This window comes from Alteromonas sp. Cnat3-28 (assembly GCF_022348265.1).
Classification (GTDB): domain Bacteria; phylum Pseudomonadota; class Gammaproteobacteria; order Enterobacterales; family Alteromonadaceae; genus Alteromonas; species Alteromonas macleodii.
This window is the reverse complement of sequence record NZ_JAKREY010000009.1, coordinates 41,856-65,340: the sequence shown is the minus strand read 5'-3', so window position 1 is coordinate 65,340 and position 23,485 is coordinate 41,856. Positions and strand designations below refer to the sequence as shown.

Annotated in this window: 19 protein-coding genes; 16 read left to right on the top strand and 3 right to left on the bottom strand. The window is 44.9% G+C overall.

The annotated features are described in order from the left end of the window. Nucleotides 1-151 precede the first annotated feature (151 nt). Nucleotides 152-316, top strand: coding sequence for a hypothetical protein (locus tag MHM87_RS10890; RefSeq protein ID WP_014948812.1), 165 nt, complete (start codon nucleotides 152-154; stop codon nucleotides 314-316). 99 nt (nucleotides 317-415) lie between these two features. Here the strand turns inward: MHM87_RS10890 and MHM87_RS10885 are convergent, their stop codons facing one another. From MHM87_RS10885 to fadI, 3 genes are all read right to left on the bottom strand, one after another. After that, the gene (locus tag MHM87_RS10885; protein WP_080760023.1) at nucleotides 416-613 is read right to left on the bottom strand and encodes a hypothetical protein; all 198 of its coding nucleotides are present in this window, start codon (nucleotides 611-613) and stop codon (nucleotides 416-418) included. A gap of 207 nt (nucleotides 614-820) precedes the next feature. Next, on the bottom strand, nucleotides 821-2,962 hold the full coding sequence (gene fadJ / locus MHM87_RS10880; RefSeq protein ID WP_101566557.1) for a fatty acid oxidation complex subunit alpha FadJ: 2,142 nt from the start codon (nucleotides 2,960-2,962) through the stop codon (nucleotides 821-823). Nucleotides 2,963-2,981: 19 nt separating this feature from the next. Beyond that, on the bottom strand, nucleotides 2,982-4,292 hold the full coding sequence (gene fadI, locus MHM87_RS10875; RefSeq protein WP_014948809.1) for an acetyl-CoA C-acyltransferase FadI: 1,311 nt from the start codon (nucleotides 4,290-4,292) through the stop codon (nucleotides 2,982-2,984). Between the two features lie 430 nt (nucleotides 4,293-4,722). Between fadI and MHM87_RS10870 the strand changes: the two genes are divergently transcribed. The 15 genes from MHM87_RS10870 to cysN all read left to right on the top strand — a co-directional run bounded on the left by MHM87_RS10870 (nucleotide 4,723) and on the right by cysN (nucleotide 23,474). Further along, nucleotides 4,723-5,679, top strand: a complete 957-nt coding sequence (locus MHM87_RS10870) for a MoxR family ATPase (RefSeq protein ID WP_014948808.1) — start codon at nucleotides 4,723-4,725, stop codon at nucleotides 5,677-5,679. 3 nt (nucleotides 5,680-5,682) lie between these two features. Then, nucleotides 5,683-6,657 carry a DUF58 domain-containing protein gene (locus MHM87_RS10865; RefSeq protein ID WP_101563851.1) on the top strand — a complete coding sequence of 325 codons (975 nt, stop codon included), beginning with the start codon at nucleotides 5,683-5,685 and terminating at the stop codon, nucleotides 6,655-6,657. Next, complete coding sequence (locus tag MHM87_RS10860) at nucleotides 6,657-7,319, top strand: DUF4381 domain-containing protein (protein ID WP_168462738.1); 663 nt, start codon at nucleotides 6,657-6,659, stop codon at nucleotides 7,317-7,319. Before MHM87_RS10865 ends, MHM87_RS10860 begins: the two co-directional genes overlap by 1 nt. Further along, nucleotides 7,312-8,388, top strand: coding sequence for a VWA domain-containing protein (locus MHM87_RS10855; protein WP_239259049.1), 1,077 nt, complete (start codon nucleotides 7,312-7,314; stop codon nucleotides 8,386-8,388). Before MHM87_RS10860 ends, MHM87_RS10855 begins: the two co-directional genes overlap by 8 nt. Then, entirely contained in the window at nucleotides 8,388-10,439 is a 2,052-nt protein-coding gene (locus MHM87_RS10850; protein ID WP_239259047.1) for a VWA domain-containing protein, read from the top strand. Before MHM87_RS10855 ends, MHM87_RS10850 begins: the two co-directional genes overlap by 1 nt. After that, the gene (locus tag MHM87_RS10845; protein WP_239259045.1) at nucleotides 10,440-12,260 is read left to right on the top strand and encodes a BatD family protein; all 1,821 of its coding nucleotides are present in this window, start codon (nucleotides 10,440-10,442) and stop codon (nucleotides 12,258-12,260) included. 205 nt (nucleotides 12,261-12,465) lie between these two features. After that, nucleotides 12,466-14,319, top strand: a complete 1,854-nt coding sequence (locus MHM87_RS10840) for a DUF885 domain-containing protein (protein WP_239259043.1) — start codon at nucleotides 12,466-12,468, stop codon at nucleotides 14,317-14,319. 116 nt (nucleotides 14,320-14,435) lie between these two features. Then, nucleotides 14,436-14,993 (top strand): sigma-70 family RNA polymerase sigma factor, encoded by a 558-nt coding sequence (locus MHM87_RS10835; RefSeq protein WP_039233340.1) that lies wholly within the window; start codon nucleotides 14,436-14,438, stop codon nucleotides 14,991-14,993. Further along, a complete protein-coding gene (locus MHM87_RS10830; protein WP_014948800.1) occupies nucleotides 14,986-15,690 on the top strand; it encodes a DUF3379 family protein in 705 nt (234 codons plus the stop codon). Before MHM87_RS10835 ends, MHM87_RS10830 begins: the two co-directional genes overlap by 8 nt. 411 nt (nucleotides 15,691-16,101) lie before the next feature. Continuing rightward, complete coding sequence (locus tag MHM87_RS10825) at nucleotides 16,102-17,868, top strand: GGDEF domain-containing protein (protein WP_239259041.1); 1,767 nt, start codon at nucleotides 16,102-16,104, stop codon at nucleotides 17,866-17,868. Nucleotides 17,869-17,984: 116 nt separating this feature from the next. After that, nucleotides 17,985-19,490 (top strand): sodium/proline symporter PutP, encoded by a 1,506-nt coding sequence (putP, locus tag MHM87_RS10820; protein ID WP_061094586.1) that lies wholly within the window; start codon nucleotides 17,985-17,987, stop codon nucleotides 19,488-19,490. Between the two features lie 265 nt (nucleotides 19,491-19,755). Further along, complete coding sequence (gene cysD, locus MHM87_RS10815; protein WP_014948797.1) at nucleotides 19,756-20,670, top strand: sulfate adenylyltransferase subunit CysD; 915 nt, start codon at nucleotides 19,756-19,758, stop codon at nucleotides 20,668-20,670. Beyond that, a complete protein-coding gene (gene cysC, locus MHM87_RS10810) occupies nucleotides 20,670-21,266 on the top strand; it encodes an adenylyl-sulfate kinase (RefSeq protein ID WP_014948796.1) in 597 nt (198 codons plus the stop codon). The genes cysD and cysC overlap by 1 nt, the downstream gene beginning before the upstream one ends. Then, complete coding sequence (gene cysQ / locus MHM87_RS10805; RefSeq protein WP_014975999.1) at nucleotides 21,266-22,057, top strand: 3'(2'),5'-bisphosphate nucleotidase CysQ; 792 nt, start codon at nucleotides 21,266-21,268, stop codon at nucleotides 22,055-22,057. Before cysC ends, cysQ begins: the two co-directional genes overlap by 1 nt. A gap of 1 nt (nucleotide 22,058) precedes the next feature. Then, nucleotides 22,059-23,474 carry a sulfate adenylyltransferase subunit CysN gene (gene cysN / locus MHM87_RS10800; RefSeq protein ID WP_014948795.1) on the top strand — a complete coding sequence of 472 codons (1,416 nt, stop codon included), beginning with the start codon at nucleotides 22,059-22,061 and terminating at the stop codon, nucleotides 23,472-23,474. Nucleotides 23,475-23,485 lie beyond the last annotated feature (11 nt).

Here is a 23,485-nt window from a genome sequence, read left to right as displayed (position 1 = left end):
CTGCACCAAAAACAAACCATAAATCATTGAATATAAAGGGATTTTTTAAAAATATCATTTCTGGCACGCATTTAGCTAAGTATTAAGTACCGATGACAAATATAAAAAATCGGTTTTGTTTGTTCGTTCAAAATAATCAGAGGAAATTAACATGTTAAAAGAGTACGCAGTTGCACTAGTACTTTCTACCGCTACCCCAGTTGCTGCCGACAAGCAAGAAGGCGCTAAACAAGCTCCTGAGTCGCAAAAAGAAACCATCTCTCAACCAGAGTATGTTAAGCCACAATCTGGTGGTGGCTACGGCGTTGGCTTCTAATCTGAAGCACAGTATTTCAAAAAAAGAGAGCGACGCTCTCTTTTTTTATACCTGTATTTTACGCCACACTTACTTATTTCAGCAGACCGCTAGGAAAGACTACGCAGAAATATAAAGGTTATTAAACCCTACTGCATTTCGCCAATGTATATGGCGAGAGATGGAAAACATAGGCAGTAAGACTGGACCTAACACAAAACCCGCTATCGCCCACTTTTTCGCGCTCATTCCCCATTTAAACGCTTCTACATAAAAATATAAAGAAAAGATAACGCTTAATACTACGAGTGAAATCACACTGCCTCCGCCTATTTGACCTAATTACGTGGGGTTACTTTTCCCCATCAATTATTCAATTTAACTTACTGATAATTGACGCCAACAATTTGACACGTTCATTTTTTAACCGCAGGAATTCTACCCAAAATAGAACAATAAACCAGCAAAAATACCCATTAGACATAAAAAAACCGGGCAACGCCCGGCTTTTAACATTTTATAAACTTAGCTGTAAAACTTTTGATCGTTTTCTGCCATTTTTACTAACACTTCAGCAGGTGCAAATTTATCACCTACAGCAGTAGCATAATGGTTTAAACGAGCAACAACGTGTTTAATTCCCAGTGTATCCATATAGCGGAACGGGCCGCCTAAGAATGGAGGGAAACCAATACCGAAGATAGCGCCAATGTCGCCGTCGCGGGCATTACGGATAACGCCTTCGTCTAAACAGCGCGCTGCTTCATTAAGCATCATTAATACACAGCGTTCAGCAACTTCTTTTTCGCTTAGTTTTGCAGAAGGCGATAGCCCAAGTAATTCGTAGATTGATTCATCCACTTCTTTTCCTGGTTTTTTGCCTTCATAAGAATAAAACCCTTTTTGGTTTTTCTTACCCTTTCTGCCGTCTGCAAGTACTTTATCGAAAGCACTTGGCGCAGTGAAGCGTTCGCCGAATGCCTCTACAAGAAATGGGATGATCTTAGTACCAACGTCAATGCCCACTTCATCAAGTAGTTTTACAGGACCTACAGGGAAACCGAACTTAACCAACGATTTATCAATATGCTCAATAGGCTCACCGTCAAGAATAAGGTTTGCCGCTTCATTCATGTAAGGTGCCAAAATACGGTTTACGTAGAAACCCGCACCGTCTTTAACAACAACCGGTGTTTTGCCTTGCTTTTTAGCAAATTCAACCGTCGATGAAATGACTTGGTCAGACGTTCTATCGTGAGCAATTACTTCGGCCAAAGGCATTTTGTCTACTGGCGAGAAGTAATGCAGACCAATCACGTTTTCAGGACGTGCTGCCTTAGCTGCAATTTGTGTAATAGGAATAGACGATGTATTGGACGCGAAGATCGTGCTTTCTTTGCAGTTCTCTTCAATATCCGCCACCATCTTTTGCTTAAGGTCGAGGTCTTCAAAAACCGCCTCAACCACGATATCAGCATCTTGATAGCCGCTGTAATCAAGTGTACCAGTGAGTAGCGCTAACTGCTTCTGCATTTCGCTGTTACGCATGAAACGCTTCTTCACCTTTTTGTTTAAGATGTCATAGCTGTACTTCATTGCATTGGCGATACCTTCCGCACGTACGTCTTTAATACGCACAGGTACACCTGCTTTGGTCGACGTTACATAGGCGATACCACCGCCCATTAAACCACCGCCAAGCACACCGACTTTCTTCATTTTTTCAGGTTTAACACCTTCAACGCCGTTTTCTTTCTTCATTTCTGTCGTAGCGAAGAAAATCTGACGTAACTGGAAAGATTCCGGCGTCATAACAAGCTTACCAAAGGCTTCAGCTTCGGCTTTAAGCCCCGCTTTCATCCCTTCGTTCATGCCCGTTTCAATTACATCAATAATGTAGCCTGGCGCTGGATAATTACCTTTCGTTTTGGCAAATGTCGCTTCGCGCGCTTTTTTGAACATCATGTTACGGCCCGGGCCGGTTTTCTCTAACACTTTGTCCATCACACTCTTTTGCGGCGCTTCCCTTTCTGGTTTGCGTTTAAGCGCAAACTGTTCAGCTACCTTTAGCAAAACACTGTGAGGTACCACATCATCGACAATACCGTACTTTTTAGCTTGCTTAGCGCGTGCTGGAGACCCAGTAAGCATCATTTTCATCGCTTGCTGAATGCCAATTAGGCGAGGAAGGCGCTGAGTACCACCACTGCCTGGCAACAAGCCAAGCTGCACTTCCGGTAGACCTACCTGAGTACTAGGTGAATCGGTACATACACGGTAATGACACGCTAATGCTAGCTCTAAACCACCGCCTAACGCTGGGCCGTGAATAGCCGCAACGAAGGTAGCCTTCATGTTCTCAATTCTATCGAAAATGGCTTGACCGCCAGCGGCTATGGTTGTGGCATCTTCCGCGGTTTTACACGCTGCTAGCATGGTGATATCGGCACCTGCTACGAATGAGCTTGGCTTGCCGCTTGTTAACACCACACCTTTGATGCTGCTGTCGCGTTCAATATCATCAAGCATGGCAGATATCTCATCGCCAAACTCAGCTTTAAGCGTATTCATGCTCTCGCCAGGTACGTCCATGCTAAGAATAGCAACGCCATTATCTTGCTTAGTTAACGTAAATGCGCCTGATGTTGGCTGAACTTCATTTGTCATTTCTTGTTCCTGACTCATATTATTCTGTCTCCACAATCATTGCGGCACCAAGACCACCCGCAGCACATGCAGTAAGAAGACCTGTACCACCGCCACGGCGATTTAGTTCGTTAAGCATTTGCGTAATCATACGTGTACCGGTAGCGGCAAACGGGTGACCATAGGCAATTGAACTACCCATCACATTGAACTTGTCCATGTCAATTTCGCCCGTCGCTTTGTCGCGGCCTAGTTTCTCTTTGGCAAACTTGTCACTTGCAAACATTTTAACGTTTGCCAAGGTTTGCGCTGCGAACGCTTCGTGCATTTCAATTAGCGTTAAGTCGTTTAGGGTCATGCCTGCGCGGTCTAGCGCAATAGGTGTCGCGTACGACGGTCCCATTAACATGTCTTCCCAAACATCAATTGCCGAAAACGCGTAGCTCTTAATGTAACCAAGCGGCGTATAACCTAGCTCTTTCGCTCGGCTTTCTGTCATCATAAGCACTGCAGAAGCGCCATCGGTAAGCGGTGTAGCGTTTGCAGCTGTTACCGAGCCATACTTTTTATCGAAAACTGGGCGCAGTTTCGCATAGCCTTCAAGCTTAGAATCGAAACGTACGTTGTTATCGCGCTCAAGCGCACCTTTATACGGTTCTGCGTAAGCTGTCATCACTTCGCTAGACAGCTTGCCTGCTTCCCAGCTTTCAGCAGCTAAGCTGTGCGAGCGGTGTGCGAGCTTGTCTTGTTCTTCACGAGAAATTTGATGCGTTTTCGCCATTTGCTCTGCCGTTTGTCCCATCGACAGACCTGTTGAGTACTCTGCTACCGCAGGAGGAACAGGCGCTAGGTCTTTTAAGCTTAAACGCTTGAAGATGTTTAGCTTTTGGCCAAGGGTCTTGGTTTTCTGTAAATCAACCAGCGCACGCGCAAGATTCTTAGAGACCCCAATAGGTGATACCGACGTTGAATCAGCACCGCCAGCAATGCCTACCTGTACTGTACCAGCCATCATGCTTTCTGCGATGTTTACCGTTGACTGGAAGCTCGTCGCACATGCACGAGATACGCTGTAAGCGTCGGTATGAATATTCATGCCCGTGCCAAGCACGATTTCGCGCGCAATGTTTGGCGCTTCAGGCATTTGTACTACTTGACCGTATACAACCTGGTCAACCCATTCTTTTTGAACACCATGGCGAACGAGAAGTTCGTTTACGACCATTTTACCTAGATCAACAGCCGGAACACCGTGGAAATATGTAGCCATTTTCGCAAACGGAGTACGCAACCCCGCGACAATGGCGATGCGATCACCCTCTCGGGTAGTAACTGATTGTTTTGTTGCCATAATGCACCTAAATTTATGACCAGCTTCACCTTTAGCTCATTACCAATGAAGTGGTCTGACCTGTAATAAACCCGATTTTTACAAACAATGAATAAAATAGCAAATAATGCAGGATTAAGGGCAATATAAATGAAACTAAAATTTGCCCTGTTTACAAATTTTGACCGTTTTATGCTATCGAAATTTAAAAAGCTTGCTTTGCATCCAACCGCATATCGCATTTTTATTACTGTTTGACGACTTGAAGAAAGATAGAATGAACCTTATATGGAAATGAAAGTCTGTTTTGTGTCATTGTGACGGGCTAGAGCTATCTAAATTAATATGTAATTTACTTTTTAGCTAAGCGATCACTTTATAAGATATTTAATAAATCTATCGTTCAAATGACACTTCCTGATAACGAGAACTCAAACGGAAATTTTGCATTATGGCAGCAGCGCAATTTCAACAGTTACACGCTTATTTAGACCAACAGATTATCGGTCAGCATGCGTTAACCAAAAGCCTTCTAATCGCTCTTTTGGCCGACGGCCACCTTCTGGTAGAAGGTCCTCCAGGGCTTGCAAAAACACGCGCAATCAATGCACTTGCTAATGGTATTGACGGCGACTTTCATCGCGTACAATTTACCCCAGACCTTTTGCCTGCCGACTTAACCGGTACAGACATATATCGTCCCGAAACCGGCGAGTTTGTTTTTCAGAAAGGGCCGCTGTTTCATAACTTAGTGCTAGCCGACGAAATCAACCGCGCACCAGCAAAAGTGCAATCGGCTTTGCTTGAGGCCATGGCGGAACGTCAAATTACGGTAGGCAGTAAAACCTACCCTCTTCCTCCGCTATTTTTAGTAATGGCAACGCAAAACCCGCTAGAACAGGAAGGAACTTATCCACTACCTGAAGCACAGCTAGACCGATTCTTAATGCACGTGGACATCGATTATCCTGGCGCCGAGACAGAATTAGAGATATTGCGTTTAACGCGAGGTGAAGCCCTCTCAGAACCGCCTGTTACGCCACCAACGCTAACTCAAGACGATATTTTTACGTCGCGTAAAGAAGCGTTGTCTTTGTATATGGCGCCTGAGTTAGAACAGTATTTAGTTCAATTGATTATGGCCACACGTCAGCCTGCAAATTTTGACGCGGAATTAGGCCAGTGGATAGCGATGGGAACAAGCCCTCGAGCAACCATCAGTCTAGATCGCTGTGCACGCGCTCACGCATGGCTTAGCGGCAGAGATTTTGTTGGACCTGATGATATTCAAGCTGTGGTTCACAACGTGCTTCGCCACCGAATTATTCTGTCATATCAAGCCGAGGCTGAAGGCGTAACGATTAACGACGTACTTGATAAGATTGTTGCAACTGTCGCAGTCCCTTAAGTTATGGTGAATGTACAAGCGCAGCTAGACAAGCTGCAAAGTAATGGCGTCTCGTTGTCTACAGCAGAATTATTACGCTACCAGCAGTTAGCTAAGTTGTTTAGTTTGGCGCCTAAACGTATGCCACAAGCTAAACTTGCTGGAAGTTATCTCACCAAGCACAAAGGCCGAGGCATGGAGTTTGATGAGGCCCGGCATTATCAGCCCGGTGATGATATTCGCGCTATCGATTGGCGCGTTACTGCGCGCACGGGTAAAACTCACACTAAAGTGTATCGGGAAGAGCGAGAGCGCCCGGTTTTTCTATTCTGTGACTACCTACCTTCAATGGCATTTGGCACGCAGCTGCTTACTAAAGCGGTGCAAGCCGCGCATGTATCTTCATTAATAAGCTGGTCTGCTGCCGCTCGTGGCGATAAAGTTGGCGCACTGGTATTTAATCAGCAACAGCACAAAGAAATTAAACCACTAACTCGCAAAAAGGCCGTGTTGCACGTGTGTCATGAACTTTTGGCATTGCACGAACAGAGCGCGCAATCTGAGCCGGACAAAGACAAAGACGAACAAGCTTTTGCCGATGCGTGTGCTAGGGCAAGACGACTAGCAAGGCCGGGGAGCCTGGTTTATCTCGTGTCAGACTTTCAGCATTTAAGTACCCAAGCGATTCAACACTTGAGTCACTTAACACGACACTGTGAAGTAAGGGCTATCGTAATTAACGATCCAATAGAACACGCCTTGCCACAAACCAGTTCATTACAAACCGTCAGCGTTTCTGATGGCCGAAACCAACAACGCTGGGTGTTAGGCGACAATACCGAGCAACAGCAATATCAAAAATGGCGCAGTGAACACAACAGCGCGATTTATAGCACCTTGCGCAAAAACAATATCGCTCGATTCAGTGTTTCAGCGGGCCTTCCTTTAGACGAACAGCTTCAAAGTATGCAACAAGAACAAAGGTTGGAGCTTAATTAATGCAAAGCAGTATTTTTTCAACCCATTTTTTATCAAACTTTCTATCTAGTTACACAAAATCAGCTGCTCAATCGATGCCGCCGGCAAATCAAATGCCAGTGCCCCCTCAGCAGCAAGACCCACTTGCTCAACTGCGCGATATACACGTACCTACAGAGGTTAACATTTGGCCATTAGATTGGGGTTGGTGGGTCGCAATCGCAGTATGTTTACTTGCCCTATTTTGCCTATATAAAGCGATCACTGTTCACATACGTCACAATAAGGCACGTAAGCAAGCTTTAGCCTTACTTGAATCGATTTCAGCACAACAAAGCAATTGGCCCGTGGCGTTAAACTCAATTCTAAAACGCACGGCTATGAGCTATTACCCAACTCAGCAAGTAGCTGGGTTATACGGTAAACAGTGGCAAGCGTTCTTAACCTCTGCCTTGAAAAGTAGTGATAGCAAACTTGAAAGTGATTTAGGTTTGTTAGTAAGCAATGTTTATCAAGCCACCCCCACCCCTAGTGATTTTGAAACCTGCAAGGGGGCAGTAAAAAACTGGCTTTCAAAAGCCAAACTGCCAAAAAACAAGGGGGCTTACGGCGATGTGAATGATGGCGGTCTAAACGATGGCAGCCCTCATGATAAACAAGCCAAGGAGCCGCATCATGCTTAATTTTGCTTGGTGGTGGGTCTTTTTTGTACTCCCCTTGCCTATTATCGTACGCCTGCTTTCTAAAAAAGCACAAGACATGCCTATGGCTGCATTGCGGGTTCCTAATTTGCGACCTGGCGATGTGTCAGAGCAAACCCAGTTGAAACAAACCAAAATACCGCTGTTGGTAAGTAGCTTGATATGGCTGCTGCTAGTGACGGCTGCCGCGCGCCCTCAATGGTTAGGAGAGCCTGTCAGCATACCGAACGAAGGTCGAGAAATGATGTTAGCGGTGGATTTGTCTGGCAGTATGAAGATAGATGACATGCAGCTAAATGGCCGACAAGTTAACCGTTTAACCATGACTAAGTCGGTGGTTTATGACTTTATTCAGCGTCGCGTTGGCGACAGAATTGGCCTTATCTTATTTGCCGATACCGCGTACGTTCAAGCGCCGCTTACCTATGACAGAGATACCGTTTCCACACTTCTGAGTGAAGCTGTCATTGGGTTGGTTGGCGAACAGACGGCCATTGGCGATGCGATAGGTTTAGCGGTGAAGCGCTTTGACGAACGGGAAGAGTCTAATAACGTTTTAATTCTTCTTACCGATGGGCAAAATACTGCAGGGAATATTACACCCGAGCAGGCGAAAGAGTTGGCAATTAGTAAGGGTGTGAAGGTTTACACTATTGGTGTGGGCGCAGATAAAATGCTTATCCAAAGCTTTTTCGGCAGCCGACAAATAAACCCGTCGCAAGAACTTGATGAAGGCATGTTAACCGACATTGCAACTAGCACTGGCGGCCAATATTTTAGGGCTCGAAATGCCCAGGAACTTCAAGCTATTTATCAACAACTTGACGCGCTTGAGCCTATTGAAGGTGAAACGCGTAAGATGCGTCCATTGAGCGCACTGTTTTACTATCCCCTTGGTGCGGCAATATTACTGTCAGCACTATGGGCATTCTTGACGGTTCTTTTATCAACATTTCGTTGGTTCGCACAAAGACGAATTAACTCGTCCCAGCAACCCCCGAACTCAGCTGATTCTATACAAGCAGCTCAAACAAACAGGGAGACGAAGTAATGGAATTCGACTTCTTAAACCAATTTCATTTTTTACGCCCCGAATGGTTTATCGCGCTCGTTCCCCTGATGCTGCTTGTGTTTTTAATTAGAAAAACCACGGCTAAGCAATCTGGCTGGCAATCTGTGATCCCTTCTCATCTATATCAATATATGGTGATTGGAAAAACCGAAATGGGCGCAAAACCTCCAATGTGGATGCTTGCTTTTGTGTGGATTATAAGTGTGATAGCACTCGCTGGCCCAACGTGGGAGCGCCTGCCGCAGCCGGTTTACCAGTTGAAAATGGGACACGTTATAGTCATAGATATGTCGCTTTCAATGCGCGCTACCGATATGACGCCAGACAGGCTAACTCGCGCTAAATATAAAGCGATAGACCTAGTCAACGCTATTGGTGAAGGAGAAATGGGCTTGGTTGCTTACGCTGGCGATGCGTTTGTCATTAGCCCCTTAACCGAAGACGCAGGGAATATCACAACCCTTATCCCAAGTCTTTCACCGGAAATTATGCCCGTGCCGGGCAGCGACCCACTCCTTGGCATAGAGAGTGCGTCAGAGCTTCTCACGAATGCCGGATATAACTCAGGCATGATCTACTGGATTACTGATGGTATAGAGTTAGAACAACAACAAGAGCTTCAAGAGTATGTGGCCTCTATTCCTTTTACAGTAAATGCACTTACCGTTGGAACATCTGAAGGCGCGCCTATTCGCCAGCAAAGCGGTGAGCTTTTAAAGGACTTCACTGGCAGCATCGTTATACCCAAGTTAAATGAAGGCGCAGTGAAAGGCGTGGTTAAAACCAGCGGCGGACGCTTTGAATCCTTTACATCAAACGACGCCGACATTGATGCGCTCGCCTCGGTATCTCTACTAGATAAAAGCGACAGCGAAGAGAACGAAGAAGAGAGTAATTTACAAGGCGACCAGTGGAAAGAAGTTGGCCCTTACTTGCTGCTTATACTTCTTCCGTTTGCCGCCTTTGCATTCAAACGCGGGTTAGTTTTCATCGTGTTAGTGGGTTTACTTAGCCCCTCTATGATTAAAAACGCCCATGCTTTGCAACGTGCCCAACCCTCAGAAATTGCTGGAACGTCACAAGACATAGACGCACCGGAAAGCGCAAAGGAGATGGCAAATAAACCCGATTCACTTTCATGGTGGCAAACGCCATTTATGAATGACAACCAAGAAGCATTGAACAGCTACCAAAGAGGTAAATACAAAGACGCCGTTAACAAGTTTAATGATGAAGCGTGGAAAGCATCATCACTTTATAAATCAGGTGACTACGAAGGTGCGTTAAATGCCTTCAAAAGCATTCCTGGTCCCGAGAGCCTTTACAATCAAGGCAATGCACTGGCAAAACTCGGTAAGCTTGAAGACGCTATTAATAAATATGATCAGGCGTTAAGCGAAGCCCCCGATTTTGACGATGCAAGAACCAACAAAAAGATTGTCGAGGATTTGCTGAAACAGCAGCAACAACAGAATCAGGATCAAAACCAGAACGAAAATGGCGATGATGGCGAACAGAGTGACTCGCAGGATAATGGCCAAGATAACTCTGATAGCCCTAATAGCAAACAGCAATCAGGGGACCAGAACAATCAGGAAGGTTCAAATGAGCAGAATGGTCAGCAAAACGATAATGAGGGTCAACAGTCTGACCAAAGCCAAGCTAACGATGAACAGCAAAGTGGCGGAGATAACTCACAACAGCCTGATGATTCCGAGATGAACAGTCAGAACGAGTCATCAGACTCTCAGCAGCAAAATGCAGAACAAGAGCAGTCTGACCAAGGTGATGGTGCACAGCAAGACAGCGCGCAAGCACAAAAAGACGAACAACAAGCAGAGCAGGAAGCACAGGCAATGCAAGGTCAAGAAACCGAGCTTACCGACGCAGAAAAAGAAGAGCTGCAGCGAATGGAGAGTTTAATGCGCCGCGTGCCAGACGACCCTGCATTCCTACTAAAACGAAAAATGCAATTAGAAGCACAAAAACGTCAGCGTCAACGTATGCCTTCAAACCGGAGTGATTGGTAGATGAGAGCCTTATTACAATCTACACTTATAGTTTTTTTATTAACCCTACTCTTAAGTACGGCGGCTTATGCCGATGTAAACTCGCTGGAAGCCACCATTGATAGAAACCCTGTCATGTTGGATGAAGCCATTCGCTTAACGGTTACCGCAGACGGCAGCGCAGACAGAGATGCATTCGACAGCTCTCCCCTGCTTAAAGACTTTGTGGTCGGAAGAACATCAGTAAGTAGCCAAACCTCAATTGTCAATTTCGACACCAAGCGTACCACCGTTTGGACCACTACGTTATTTCCTCGTAAGGAAGGCACGTTCACCATTCCTTCACTAACCATTGAAGGTAAATCAACCAAGCCTATTCAAGTTAAAGTAATACCAGTTCAAGAACAAAGTAATGTCGCACGAGACTATTTTGTTACCACTGACATCGACGTGAAAGAGGCCTATTTAAATCAACAGCTGCTTTACACGGTTAAGCTGTTTCTTTCTAGCAATATTGAGCGCGGTAGCCTACAAGCGCCAGAAATGCAAAATGCGGAAATCACCCAGCTAGGAGAAGATAAACAGTATACAGATATCGTAAACGGTAGAAGGTATCAGATTATAGAGCGTCAATTTGCCGTTGTGCCTCAAGCATCCGGTGAATTCACGCTAAGAGGCCCTATTTTCACTGGCGAAGTTATGGCTGCCAATACTAACCAACGTTTTGGCTTCTTCAACCGCACCCAGCAAATTAATCGGGTTGGGCCCGACATTACGGTGAATATTAAGCCCATTCCTCAGGGGATAGATTACCCTTGGTTACCTTCTGAAATGGTGCGAGTGGATGAAGAATGGCCACAAGGTGATAGTTTTGTAGCAGGTGAACCAGTCACTCGTATTGTTACGCTAACCGCATTGGGCGTAGTAGAAGAGCAGCTTCCTGATATTCCTGAGCTTTATCCGCCAAACTTTAAGCTGTACCCTGATCAATCTAATACTACGACAGTTGAAAAAGACCAGAGCTTAATTTCACAGCGCCAAACGTCGCTGGCGATCATTCCAACGCAGCCTGGTAACTTTGTCTTACCTGAAATTACTATCCCTTGGTTTAATACGCTTACTCAGCAAACTGAGTATGCCACTATTCCCGCTCGTTCAATTACGGTAGCGCCAGCGTCTGGCGCAAATAATGCTAATACTCCGAATAGATTAGACACTCCATCAATCAGTAGTGCAAGCAATGAAGATATTCAAAACGATATACCGTCAACTGCACCACAGACTAACGCTAGTGCTAGCAAAGAGGGTGAACCATTAGACAGCGCTTCAGGTGAATTCAATACTAACGAAAATACCCAGCTTAATTGGATGGTAACTGGTGCACTACTTGTGCTGTTCGTCATAGCGCTTACAGGATGGTTAGTTACCTACAGAAAGCTTAAACAGGCTCAGTTTATGGGACCTGGGATCACTAACAAAACCGGCTCTGTACAGCGCCACCACTCTTATGCTCAGTGGGATGAAAAAGCACAGTTTCAAAACCTTATGTCAGCAATAAAGGCAAAGGACACACGTTTACTTACGTCTGCTCTTAAGCAGTGGATAAACGCGTTAACTTCGGGTAAAGCGCAACTTTCGCAGTTTGAAGGAATCAACGCTAGTGTTAATGAGCTCTATGCACTGCGCTTTTCAGCCAATAAAGCTGACGCTAGCACCCAATCTAAACAGGTCATGAAAGCTTTAGATAAACTTTCACATGAAGCTAAGCTTGCCCGCAGCGAATGGAAGCAAAAAAGTGAAGGGGACAATAACACGCTATCTGCCTTATATCCTGCTTCATAAAACGCATTTCATTTGCCAATACACTAGAATTTGCGTAATGAAAGCCCTTGCAATTAGCTAAATCACTGTGACAAGGGCTTCGTAGCAGAAATGATTGCGTTCGAGAAACAGTCGACCCTTTGAGCCTTATTGTCCTCTTTAAGGCTTATTAATCTTTGAAGCTTTAGCTCATAAAAATAATCAATTAAACGCGACGGGGAATATAATGAAGAAAACACTAGTAAAGCTAACGCCAATTGCGTTGGCCATTACCACGCTTACGGCTTGCTCTCCTGCAAGTGAAACCGCTAAAACAGCGCCGGAACCTATTAAAACAGAACAGCCAGCCGGGCAGTCTGAATCAGAGCGCCTTAATGCGTTCTTCGAACGTACTTTTGAAGAAGATCTTAAGCGTTCGCCATTATTTCAAAGTTACTTGGGTAAAAAATGGGACTATGACAAATGGGATGACATCAGTGACGAAGAAGCTGATGCTCGCATTGCCATCGCCAAAAACCGACTAGAAAAGCTTAATAGTTTTGACACCAGTCAGTTAAGTGAACAGGAACAGCTAAGCTTGCGCCTGTATAAATTGGGTATTGAGCGCGATTTAGCTAACGACGAATTTCGACATCACCGTTACATTGTACATCAGTTCCGCGCCGCACATACACAAGTGCCTAGCTTCCTTATCAACATTCACAGCGTAAAGAGTAAAGAGGACGCTAAGGCATACATTGGACGACTAGACAATGTACGTACGTACTTTGATCAAGTTATCGAACAAATGAAAGTTCGCGAAAAAGCCGGCGTATTCCCCCCTGCATGGGCCTACGATCAAATGATTGATGCGTCAAAAAACGTGATTACCGGCGCACCGTTTGATTCTAGCGAAATACCTTCAACTATCTGGGAAGATTTTCAAAATAAAGTAAATAGCCTAGATATTACAGAGGCGGAAAAAACGACGTTATTAGGTGAAGCGAAAGCCGCTTTGGTAACTTCAGTCATGCCGTCATACGAAAAGTTTATCGAAGAACTCGCTCATCAAAGGGAAATCACGCCTGAAGGCGATGGTGTGTGGCGCTTACCCAATGGTGATCAATGGTATCAGAATCGTCTAAACTGGTTTACCACTACAGACCTAACCGCTGAAGAAGTCCATCAAATTGGCTTAGACAATGTAGAGCGCATACACGATGCGATGCGCGACATTATGAAACAAGTGAAATTTGAAGGCACCCTTCAAGAGTTTTTCGTTTTCATGCGTGAAGACGAGCAATTCTATCTACCTTCAACAGATGAAGGTAGACAGCAATACCTTGATATGGCGAAAACAGCCATAGACGACATGCGAGAAGCTATCCCTGAATACTTCGGTATTCTTCCAGAGGCGCCCATGATTGTTAAACGGGTTGAAGCATTCCGCGAACAGTCTGCGGGCAAGGCGTTTTATCAAAGCCCAGCGCAAGATGGCAGCCGCCCAGGTATTTATTATGCAAACCTTTATGACATGAAAGCAATGCCTACTTATCAGTTAGAGGCGCTGGCGTATCACGAAGGCATCCCAGGTCACCACATGCAGCGCGCTATTGCACAAGAGCTAGAAGGTGTACCTCAATTCCAGAAATTCTTGAGCTTTACCGCATACACAGAAGGTTGGGGCCTATATACCGAAGAACTTGCAAAAGATATGGGCTTTTATAAAGACCCTTATTCTGATTTCGGTCGTCTAGCCATGGAACTTTGGCGCGCTTGCAGACTTGTGGTTGATACGGGTATTCATGCGAAAAAATGGACGCGCGAAGAAGCCGTAGATTACCTTGTTGAAAATACGCCAAACCCTAAATACGACGCGCAAAAAGCCATTGAGCGCTACATTGCTATGCCAGGTCAGGCTACGGCCTATATGATTGGTAAACTGAAAATTATGGAACTTAGAGAGCATGCCCAAGCTGAACTTGGTGACAAGTTTGATTGGAAAGGCTTCCATGACGAGGTGTTGAAGTACGGTCCAGTCCCACTTTCTATTTTAGAAGAAAACATTAATGCTTGGATTACTTCCCAAAAACGTGCCTAGCTTTTCGAACTAGGTGCTCTGATCACTGGAAATAAAATGAAAACGCGCCTTTCGGCTAACGAAATGGCGCGTTTTTTATGCCATAGTGAGAAAAAATTAAGTTTTTGGATTTTTTTATGTTTGGGCGAAATAAATCTGATAATGCTCAGGTCTTATCGGGTATGAAAGCAAAACACCAAAGATATGAAGCATTAGTAAAGGCATTTCACGCCGACATCTACCGCTATGCATTTTGGCTTATCAAAGACCAGAGCATTGCTGAAGATGTTGTTCAGGAAACCTTTTTACGTGCTTGGCGCTCATTAGACGCCCTAAATGATGAAAAAGCAGCAAAGTCATGGTTAATTACCATTCTTCGCCGCGAAAACGCCCGTCGGTTTGAACGCAAACAGTTCGACACAGTAGATATTGATGATTGCCATATTCAAGATGACACACAGCATGCTGATGGGGACTTGAAAGATAGAGAGCTTCAGCGACTATTAGGTGGATTGAGTGTGGAGTATCGTGAACCCTTAATACTCCAGTTGATTTTCGGTTTTAGTGGCGAAGAGATCGCCAACCAGTTAGGGCTTAACAAAAACACGGTAATGACTCGCCTTTTCAGAGCGAGGAATCAGCTAAAAGAGGCATTAGAGAAGCAAAATGAACAGAGAGGTCGTGTAAATGGATGAGTTAGAATTTAGGCGTCGTATCTACGCCGATCCAGAAACGACTGACAGTGATGTTGTAGAAGCGGCAAAAGCGGATGAAAGTAAACGCAGTTTCTGGAATGAACAAAAGCAGTTAGATAAGCAATTAAAGCAAGCATTGAAAGTCGATGTACCAGAGGATCTCGCAAGCAAGCTAATATGGCAGCAGTCTGCAGACGAATTCACCCGTTATAAACGCAGAAGTCGCTGGTATTTAGCCATGGCTGCATCGGTTGCTTTCACTGTAGGTATCGGACTTACCATGTGGTACCACCAACCGCTTAGTATTGGCGGACAAGCACTTGCCCATATGCAGTACGCAGAAATGGAACACGCTCATTCGTTGCTTCCTGTTGATTTGAATATGGTTAACGCAAAGCTAGCAAGCTTTGGTGGCAGCTTTAGCGAAATGCTCGACGGTGTAGAGGTCGCAAACTATTGTCATTTGAGCACAGTTAGAAGCCTTCATCTGATTGTGAATACGCCGCAAGGCAAGATGTCGGTATTCGTAGTACCTGAACGTGGAGATGTCTCCGTTCCAAGCGAGTTTGCCGATGGTCAGTACCATGGAGAGAGCATTAAAATGAAGCATGCCAATGTAATGATTGTTGGCGATAAAGATGCTGATTTAAGCGATATGAAAAAGGCGGTGTCAGAAAGGATTCAATTCTCTGCTTAACACACGTTAAGTAACTGTAAAGTGTTCCAAAAAAGTGCGTATCTTTAGCACTTCCCTTCGTCGGCCCCTATGGGCCGATTTTTTTTGCCCAAAATTAAGATGAAACCCTGTTCAATAAAACTTATACTCCGACTTAAAGGTTAAAACGTCCGTTTTAATTTCAGTTAATCACTTCATTCACTTACCCGCAGTAAAGAGGTCTCCATCACAATGAGCGCTTGGTTTCGTTTTACAAGGCTAATGATTTGCCTTTTGATTCCTGCAATAGCTTGTTTCACTGTCTTTGCTCAAAGTATAGATATTCCCAACGCACTTAGACTAAAAAAACTTGATAATTATAGTCATATAGCTGCAACGGCAATTTATCATTGGAATACACCTAGCGAGGTGAGCAATGAGAATATCATTGCTATGTTAACGAGCGCCGGTTTGCAGAATGACACGCAAAGTGAAGGCGTGATATTTAGACACTTGTTGGCCACTTATACTGCGAATGATGCTGACTCGCCGAGAATCCCACTTTTCGTTAAAGAGCCTCTATTAGATAAGCATTGGCAAGAGCTTAAGACAATTAAGCCTGAGCTTTTCGCTGCTGCGAAGGCGTATTACATTTATGCTAGAGCGGTAAATGATTTTAAAGGCTCTGACCATAGGGTAAATTTTTCTGTTCCTGAACTGCGCCGTTTGCAGCGAGAAGCGCTAGAAACTGGGAGTCGACGAGCCACTGCTATAGCTAGCATATGGTTAGCGATGGAACTCACCCTTGCGAACCCAATACAAGCAATTAATGAAATCGAATATGCGTTACCGCACCTTCCTCGATACTCATCAGACAAAAGCTTAGAAAATGCGTTATCAAACGTAATTGCACATGATTGGCTGAGAGGTGCTTATCTGGAACTCTTCGTTCCAAGCAGAGCATTTTTCCACTCAAAAGAGATCATTGAAAGTAAAACGCAAGATAACAACACCATGGTAAAGACTTGGGCCTACTTCTCGGCCATCGATTCATTGTTAATTCAAAATAAGTTTGAAGAAGCATTGGCTATGTCAAACGACGCAATAGAGCATTTGTCCACAGTAACGTCAGTGCACGAAAGGTTGTTGACGTATGTCCAAAGACTTCGTGTAGTAGTGTTTCAAAAAAGCGAAGGATATGAACTGCTAGCGCAAGAAGTCATGACGCAAATCAGGCAGCTTGATACCACAGAGGTAAAACAAAGAACTGAGGAGCTTTCAGCTTACGCAGATGCACTTTACGCTGCGGTATTGAACGATGATGCTAAATTTCAAGACTCCCTTCAGCGTTACCGCAATATCGTTCTGGCTACTATTCCAAATTCGGGTTTTAAAGAAAAAATCAAGCTTAGGTTAGAGCGGGAGCTTTCTAGGCTTTACGATGCTTCGGGTGACTACGAAAAAGCATATGAGCATTCGAAAACCTACAATAGGCTTCTTGTTGAAAAAAACACTGAGCAATTCAAGTTGTCAAATTCTTCGTTTACCGACGGTATTGCGAAAGATATCGAGTTAGCGCGATATCGACAAAAAGAACTCACTGTGCTCAGAAGTGAAAAAGATGGCCTTTCTACCGACAAAGAAGCAATGAAAACCACCATTTTTGCGTTGATTATCACAATTCTCATCATTCTTGCACTATGGCTATGGATTTCAAAACGACAGAGCGACTTGCTAGCTGAGCGTGACTCACTTACCGGCGCTCTCACGCGACGAGCTATGCTAAACAGTTTGAAAAAAGCACTGAAAGGCAATAAAGCGTCCTGTATTGCTCTACTTGATGTCGACAACTTTAAAAAGATTAATGACAAATACGGCCACGTTGTCGGTGATGAAGTGTTGACTACCTTTACGCAGATTATCAAAAACCGAATTCGTAAGTCAGACAAGCTCTGCCGATATGGCGGCGAAGAGTTTTTGATTTACTTTTCCGACTCCGACCAAAGGTCTGCTAAGCGAATTCTGGACGAGCTGAATTTCGCGCTTTCTCGCCAGAAACACTGGAGCAATACAAAAGAAATGTTTTCCGTGAGTTTTTCTTCGGGTCTGTTAGACGTCAACGGAGAAACCAACCTAGACACCATTATCAAGATGTGTGATGAGCTTCTCTACAGAGCCAAAAGAGAAGGTCGAGCGCGCGTTGCATCTTTTCCAATTTAACCTTTCGCCAAACTTTATTTACGAATTACCGTATAGAAAACATGCAAGGTCGCTGACTGACATAGAGACTCTATGTCATAGGTGTTAGCATGAAAGAAAAAACATAGGGAATTTATATGGCTACTGGCACGATAATCTCGTTGGGTTTGTATTTTGTTGTAATGTTAGGGATAGGCCTTTTCGCTTATCGGCAGACAGACACCAACGTAGAAGGCTATATGCTTGGCGGCCGCCAACTAGGCCCCGCGGTAACCGCGCTTTCAGCAGGTGCATCGGATATGAGCGGATGGATGCTCATGGGCTTACCCGGTGCAATGTATGTATCAGGCTTATCTGCTGGCTGGATTGCCGTAGGTTTGACACTCGGTGCTCTGGCAAATTATATGTTAGTTGCTCCACGCCTTCGCGTTTACACTGAAGTAGCCAACAACTCCATTACCCTCCCCGACTATTTTGAAAATCGCTTCGCTGACAACACGCGTTTATTGCGCGTTATAGCCTCTGTGGTTATCGTTGTCTTCTTTACGCTTTACACCTCTTCTGGTGTGGTAGCTGGCGGAAAGCTCTTTGAGACATCATTTGGATTAACTTATGAGACCGGCTTATACGTCACCGCGGGTGTCGTCGTAGCTTATACCCTCGTAGGCGGTTTCATGGCAGTAAGCATGACCGACTTCGTTCAGGGGTGCATCATGTTTGTATCTCTCATTATGGTACCTGCCGTTGTTATTAGCGAGTTGGGTGGAATCGGCGCGTCAATTGACGCCTTAGATACCATTAATCCGGCGCTTTTCGATGCATTTATGGATGCGGCTACCAATGAAGCACTAAGCGTAATAGGCATTGTTTCACTGATGTCATGGGGCCTAGGTTATTTTGGTCAGCCTCATATCATTGTGCGTTTTATGGCGATACGTTCTGTTAAAGATATACCAACTGCGCGCAATATCGGTATGAGTTGGATGATTGTGTCGATTATTGGTGCGTTAATGACGGGGCTTTTCGGCCTTGCCTATGTAACAGGTAACGGAAACGAAATCGATCCAGAAACCGTCTTCATCTACTTATCTCAAATTCTATTCCACCCGCTCATCGGTGGCTTCCTGCTCGCTGCGATTTTAGCGGCGATCATGAGTACTATTTCTTCTCAGCTGTTGGTAACCTCAAGTTCATTAACCAGTGACTTTTATCAAGCCTTCCTAAGACGTGATGCGTCAGATGGCGAGCTCGTTATTGCTGGTCGTGTCAGCGTAGTAGTTGTCGCGCTTGTAGCAATCTATCTAGCTTATGATAGAGACAGCACCATTTTAACGCTTGTAAGTAATGCTTGGGCTGGCTTTGGTGCAGCCTTTGGACCGCTTGTACTATTTAGCCTGTTTAAGCGTGAAATGACTCGCCGTGCTGCATTAGGTGGTATGATCGTTGGTGCAGTAACGGTGTTACTGTGGATTTATCTTCCTATTGAAATCGGCGGCCAAAAGCTTGGTGACTGGATGTACGAAATTGTCCCTGGGTTTATTTTATCTAGCTTAACCATCATGATTTTAAGTAAATCTGGCTCGCCAAGAGAAGGTGTGGTCGATACGTTCGACGCTTTCCAGACCAAATTGAGTGAAAGGTAAGCGAACGATACGAAATAAGTCATTCGCAACGAAAGTGAATAACAAGCCCTGTTTATATTACTAAACAGGGCTTTTTTCTTTTTATAGGCCTTGAAAAAAGTGGCTTATGCTTCAATTGCATGACAGTTTTATTTAATGGAATAAGATAGCTATTTTAAATAGCAAAATCGCATACTACTTTTGAAATTAAATATGTTATCGTTCTATGCAGAAAAATAACCCATATATAACTTTTTTGTATATAACATAAAATTCGGACTTCAAAATGACTGCTAGTATCCCGTCTGTAACGCATTTGAAACAACTCGAAGCCGAGAGTATCCAGATTTTCCGTGAGGTTGCTGCTGAGTTTGAAAACCCAGTTATGCTTTACTCTGTAGGAAAAGACTCTTCTGTACTGCTTCACCTTGCCCGTAAAGCGTTCGCGCCCGGCAAAATTCCTTTCCCACTATTACACGTAGATACCACGTGGAAGTTTGGTGAAATGATTAAGTTCCGTGACGAACAAGCTAAGAAGCACGGTTTTGATTTGCTTGTTCACATCAATGAAGAAGGTGTTGAAGCTGGTGTTGGCCCATTTAGCCACGGTTCAGCAAAACATACTGACATCATGAAAACCCAAGCACTTAAGCAAGCGCTTAACAAATATAAGTTCGATGCGGCATTTGGTGGCGCTCGACGCGACGAGGAAAAATCACGTGCCAAAGAACGTGTTTACTCATTCCGCGACAGCAACCACCGCTGGGACCCAAAAAACCAGCGTCCAGAGCTTTGGAATATTTATAACTCTCAGGTTAATAAAGGCGAAAGCATTCGTGTATTCCCAATGTCTAACTGGACTGAGCTAGATATCTGGCAATACATCTACCTAGAAAACATCGATATTCCGCAACTTTACCTTTCTAAGCCTCGCCCTGTCGTTGAGCGCGACGGCGTTCTTATTATGGTTGACGACGACCGTATGCCGCTAGAAGAAGGTGAAGTACCAGAGATGCGCTCTGTGCGTTTCCGTACTCTTGGCTGTTACCCACTTACCGGTGCGGTAGAATCAGAAGCAGCTACCCTACCTGAAGTTATCCAAGAAATGCTGCTTACCAAGACGTCTGAACGTCAGGGCCGAGTTATCGACCATGACAGCGCAGGCTCTATGGAGAAGAAGAAAATGGAAGGGTACTTCTAATGGCCACCGACAACGTTGTTTGGCATAAACACGAAGTAAACAAGACCACCCGCTCTGAAAAGCTTGGTCAAACGCCTCGTGTATTCTGGCTAACGGGTTTAAGCGGCTCTGGTAAATCGACATTAGCCAACCTGCTTGAGAAAAAGCTTCACGAGCAGAACAAGCACACCTATCTGCTTGACGGCGACAACGTGCGCCACGGTCTGTGTGGCGATTTAGGTTTCAGCGATAAAGATCGCGTTGAAAACATTCGCCGCATTAGCGAAGTCGCTAAACTTTTTGTCGATGCCGGTACCATTGTGCTTACCGCTTTTATCTCGCCTTTCAAAGCCGACCGCGATTATTGCCGCAGCTTAATGGAAGACGGAGAGTTTGTAGAAGTGTTTATCGATACACCTCTTGAAGTGTGTGAAAAACGCGACCCGAAAGGGCTATACAAGAAAGCGCGTAGCGGTGAAATCAAGGACTTCACAGGTATTGATTCAGCCTATGAAGCGCCTGAAGCGCCAGAAGTACACTTAACCTATCAGGATGAACCAGCAGAGCAAACCGCTGAGCGATTGTATGCTTTGCTTCAAGAAAAGGGATTGGTGTAATGACACAGCCTTTAAATAGTCTTGCACAAAAAGTGCTAGCTATCGCCAAAGAAGCTGGCGATAAGATAATGGCCATTTACGAGAAAGACTTCGCCATTTATGAAAAGCAGGATACCAGCCCGCTAACAGAAGCTGACCTTGCCGCACATAACGTAATCGTAAACGCCCTTGAAGCTGAATCTGACCTGCCGATTCTTTCTGAAGAGTCAGCAGATATTTCATGGGAAGAGCGCAAAACGTGGTCGTCATACTGGCTGGTAGACCCGCTAGACGGCACTAAAGAGTTTATTAAGAAAAACGGTGAGTTTACGGTAAATATTGCACTTATCGAAAACGGTAAACCGACCATGGGTGTGGTTTACGCGCCAGCACTAAACAAAAGCTATGTAGGTATTGTTGGTGAAGGTGCGTGGACTGAAGTAAATGGCGAATTTACCGCTATTTCTGCGCGCAAGCACGATGGTGCCGAAGTGTGGAAAGTGGTAGGTAGTCGTTCTCACCAAAGCCCAGAAATTCAGAATTTATTGGCACAGCTTAAAGGTGAAACCGAGCTTGTGGCGATGGGTAGCTCACTGAAGCTTTGCTTGGTGGCTGAGGGCGAAGCACATCTTTACCCTCGATTAGGCCCAACATCTGAATGGGATACAGGTGCAGCGCACGCAGTCGCACTAGCAGCAGGCGCAAACGTAACCGTACTTGACCCTGAAAACCCATTAGATGACAACGCTGACGCTCTTACGTACAACCAAAAAGAGTCTGTGTTAAACCCCTTTTTCCTTGTGAGCGCATAACATGAACAATGAAAACGAATTATTGAGACAGGACATTCTGTCTTACCTAGAACAACACGAAAAGAAAGACATGCTACGTTTCCTTACCTGCGGTAGCGTAGACGACGGTAAAAGTACCCTAATTGGTCGCTTGCTTCACGATTCTAAAATGATTTATGAAGACCAACTTGCAGCTATCACTAAAGACAGTAAAAAAGTGGGCACTACCGGCGAGAAAGTTGACCTTGCCCTTCTTGTAGACGGTCTTCAGTCTGAGCGTGAGCAAGGGATTACTATCGACGTAGCATACCGCTACTTCTCTACTGACAAGCGTAAGTTTATTATCGCAGATACTCCGGGGCACGAGCAGTACACCCGTAACATGGTAACCGGTGCGTCAACGTGCGACCTTGCTATTATTCTTGTTGATGCTCGCGGCGGCGTTAAGGTACAAACGAAACGTCACTCGTTCCTGGTTTCTCTTCTAGGTATAAAACACGTTATTGTTGCTATCAACAAAATGGACTTGATGGACTATTCAGAAGAAGTGTACAAGCAAATTCAGGAAGACTACCTGAAGTTTGCTGAGCAGCTTGATATTCCTGACATTCAGTTCGTACCTATTTCAGCACTTGAAGGCGACAACGTAGTAGGCAAGAGCGAAAAGACCCCATGGTTTGACGGCACGCCACTTATGGAAATGTTGGAAAACATTGAAATTGGTGAAGACGACAACCTAGAAGATTTTCGCTTCCCTGTACAATACGTTAACCGCCCTAACCTAGATTTCCGTGGCTTTGCGGGTACGGTGGTATCTGGCCAAGTTGCACCAGGTGATGAAGTAACGGCACTTCCTTCTGGTAAGAAATCAAAGGTGAAGCAAGTCGTTACGTTTGAAGGCGACCAAGAGCGCGCTTATGTACCTCAAGCAGTAACGTTAACGCTAGAAGATGAAATTGACATCTCTCGTGGCGATATGATTGTAAAATCAGACAACTTGCCACTGCTTAACACGCAATTTAAAACTCACCTTGTGTGGATGTCTGAAGAGCCGCTAATGCCAAACAAGCAATACTTGTTTAAGTTCGCGACTAAATCAACGCCAGGGGTAGTTGCTCATATCGATAATCAAATTGATGTGAACACGCTGGAAGAAACGGATGCCATGCACTTAAATCTTAACGAGATTGGTGTAGTAGACGTTAAGTTTACTCAACCTGTTGCCTGCGACCCGTATAAGCGCAACCGCCCTACCGGTTCATTCATCGTCATAGATCGCTTGACCAACGGCACTGTTGGTGCTGGTATGATCATTGACGAAATTGCGGGTGACGCACAGCATACATCACCAAACTTCTCTGAGTTCGAGCTTGAATTCAATGCACTAGTACGCAAGCACTTCCCGCATTGGAACTCTGTGGATATCAGTAAACTTTAAGCAGGACTGGA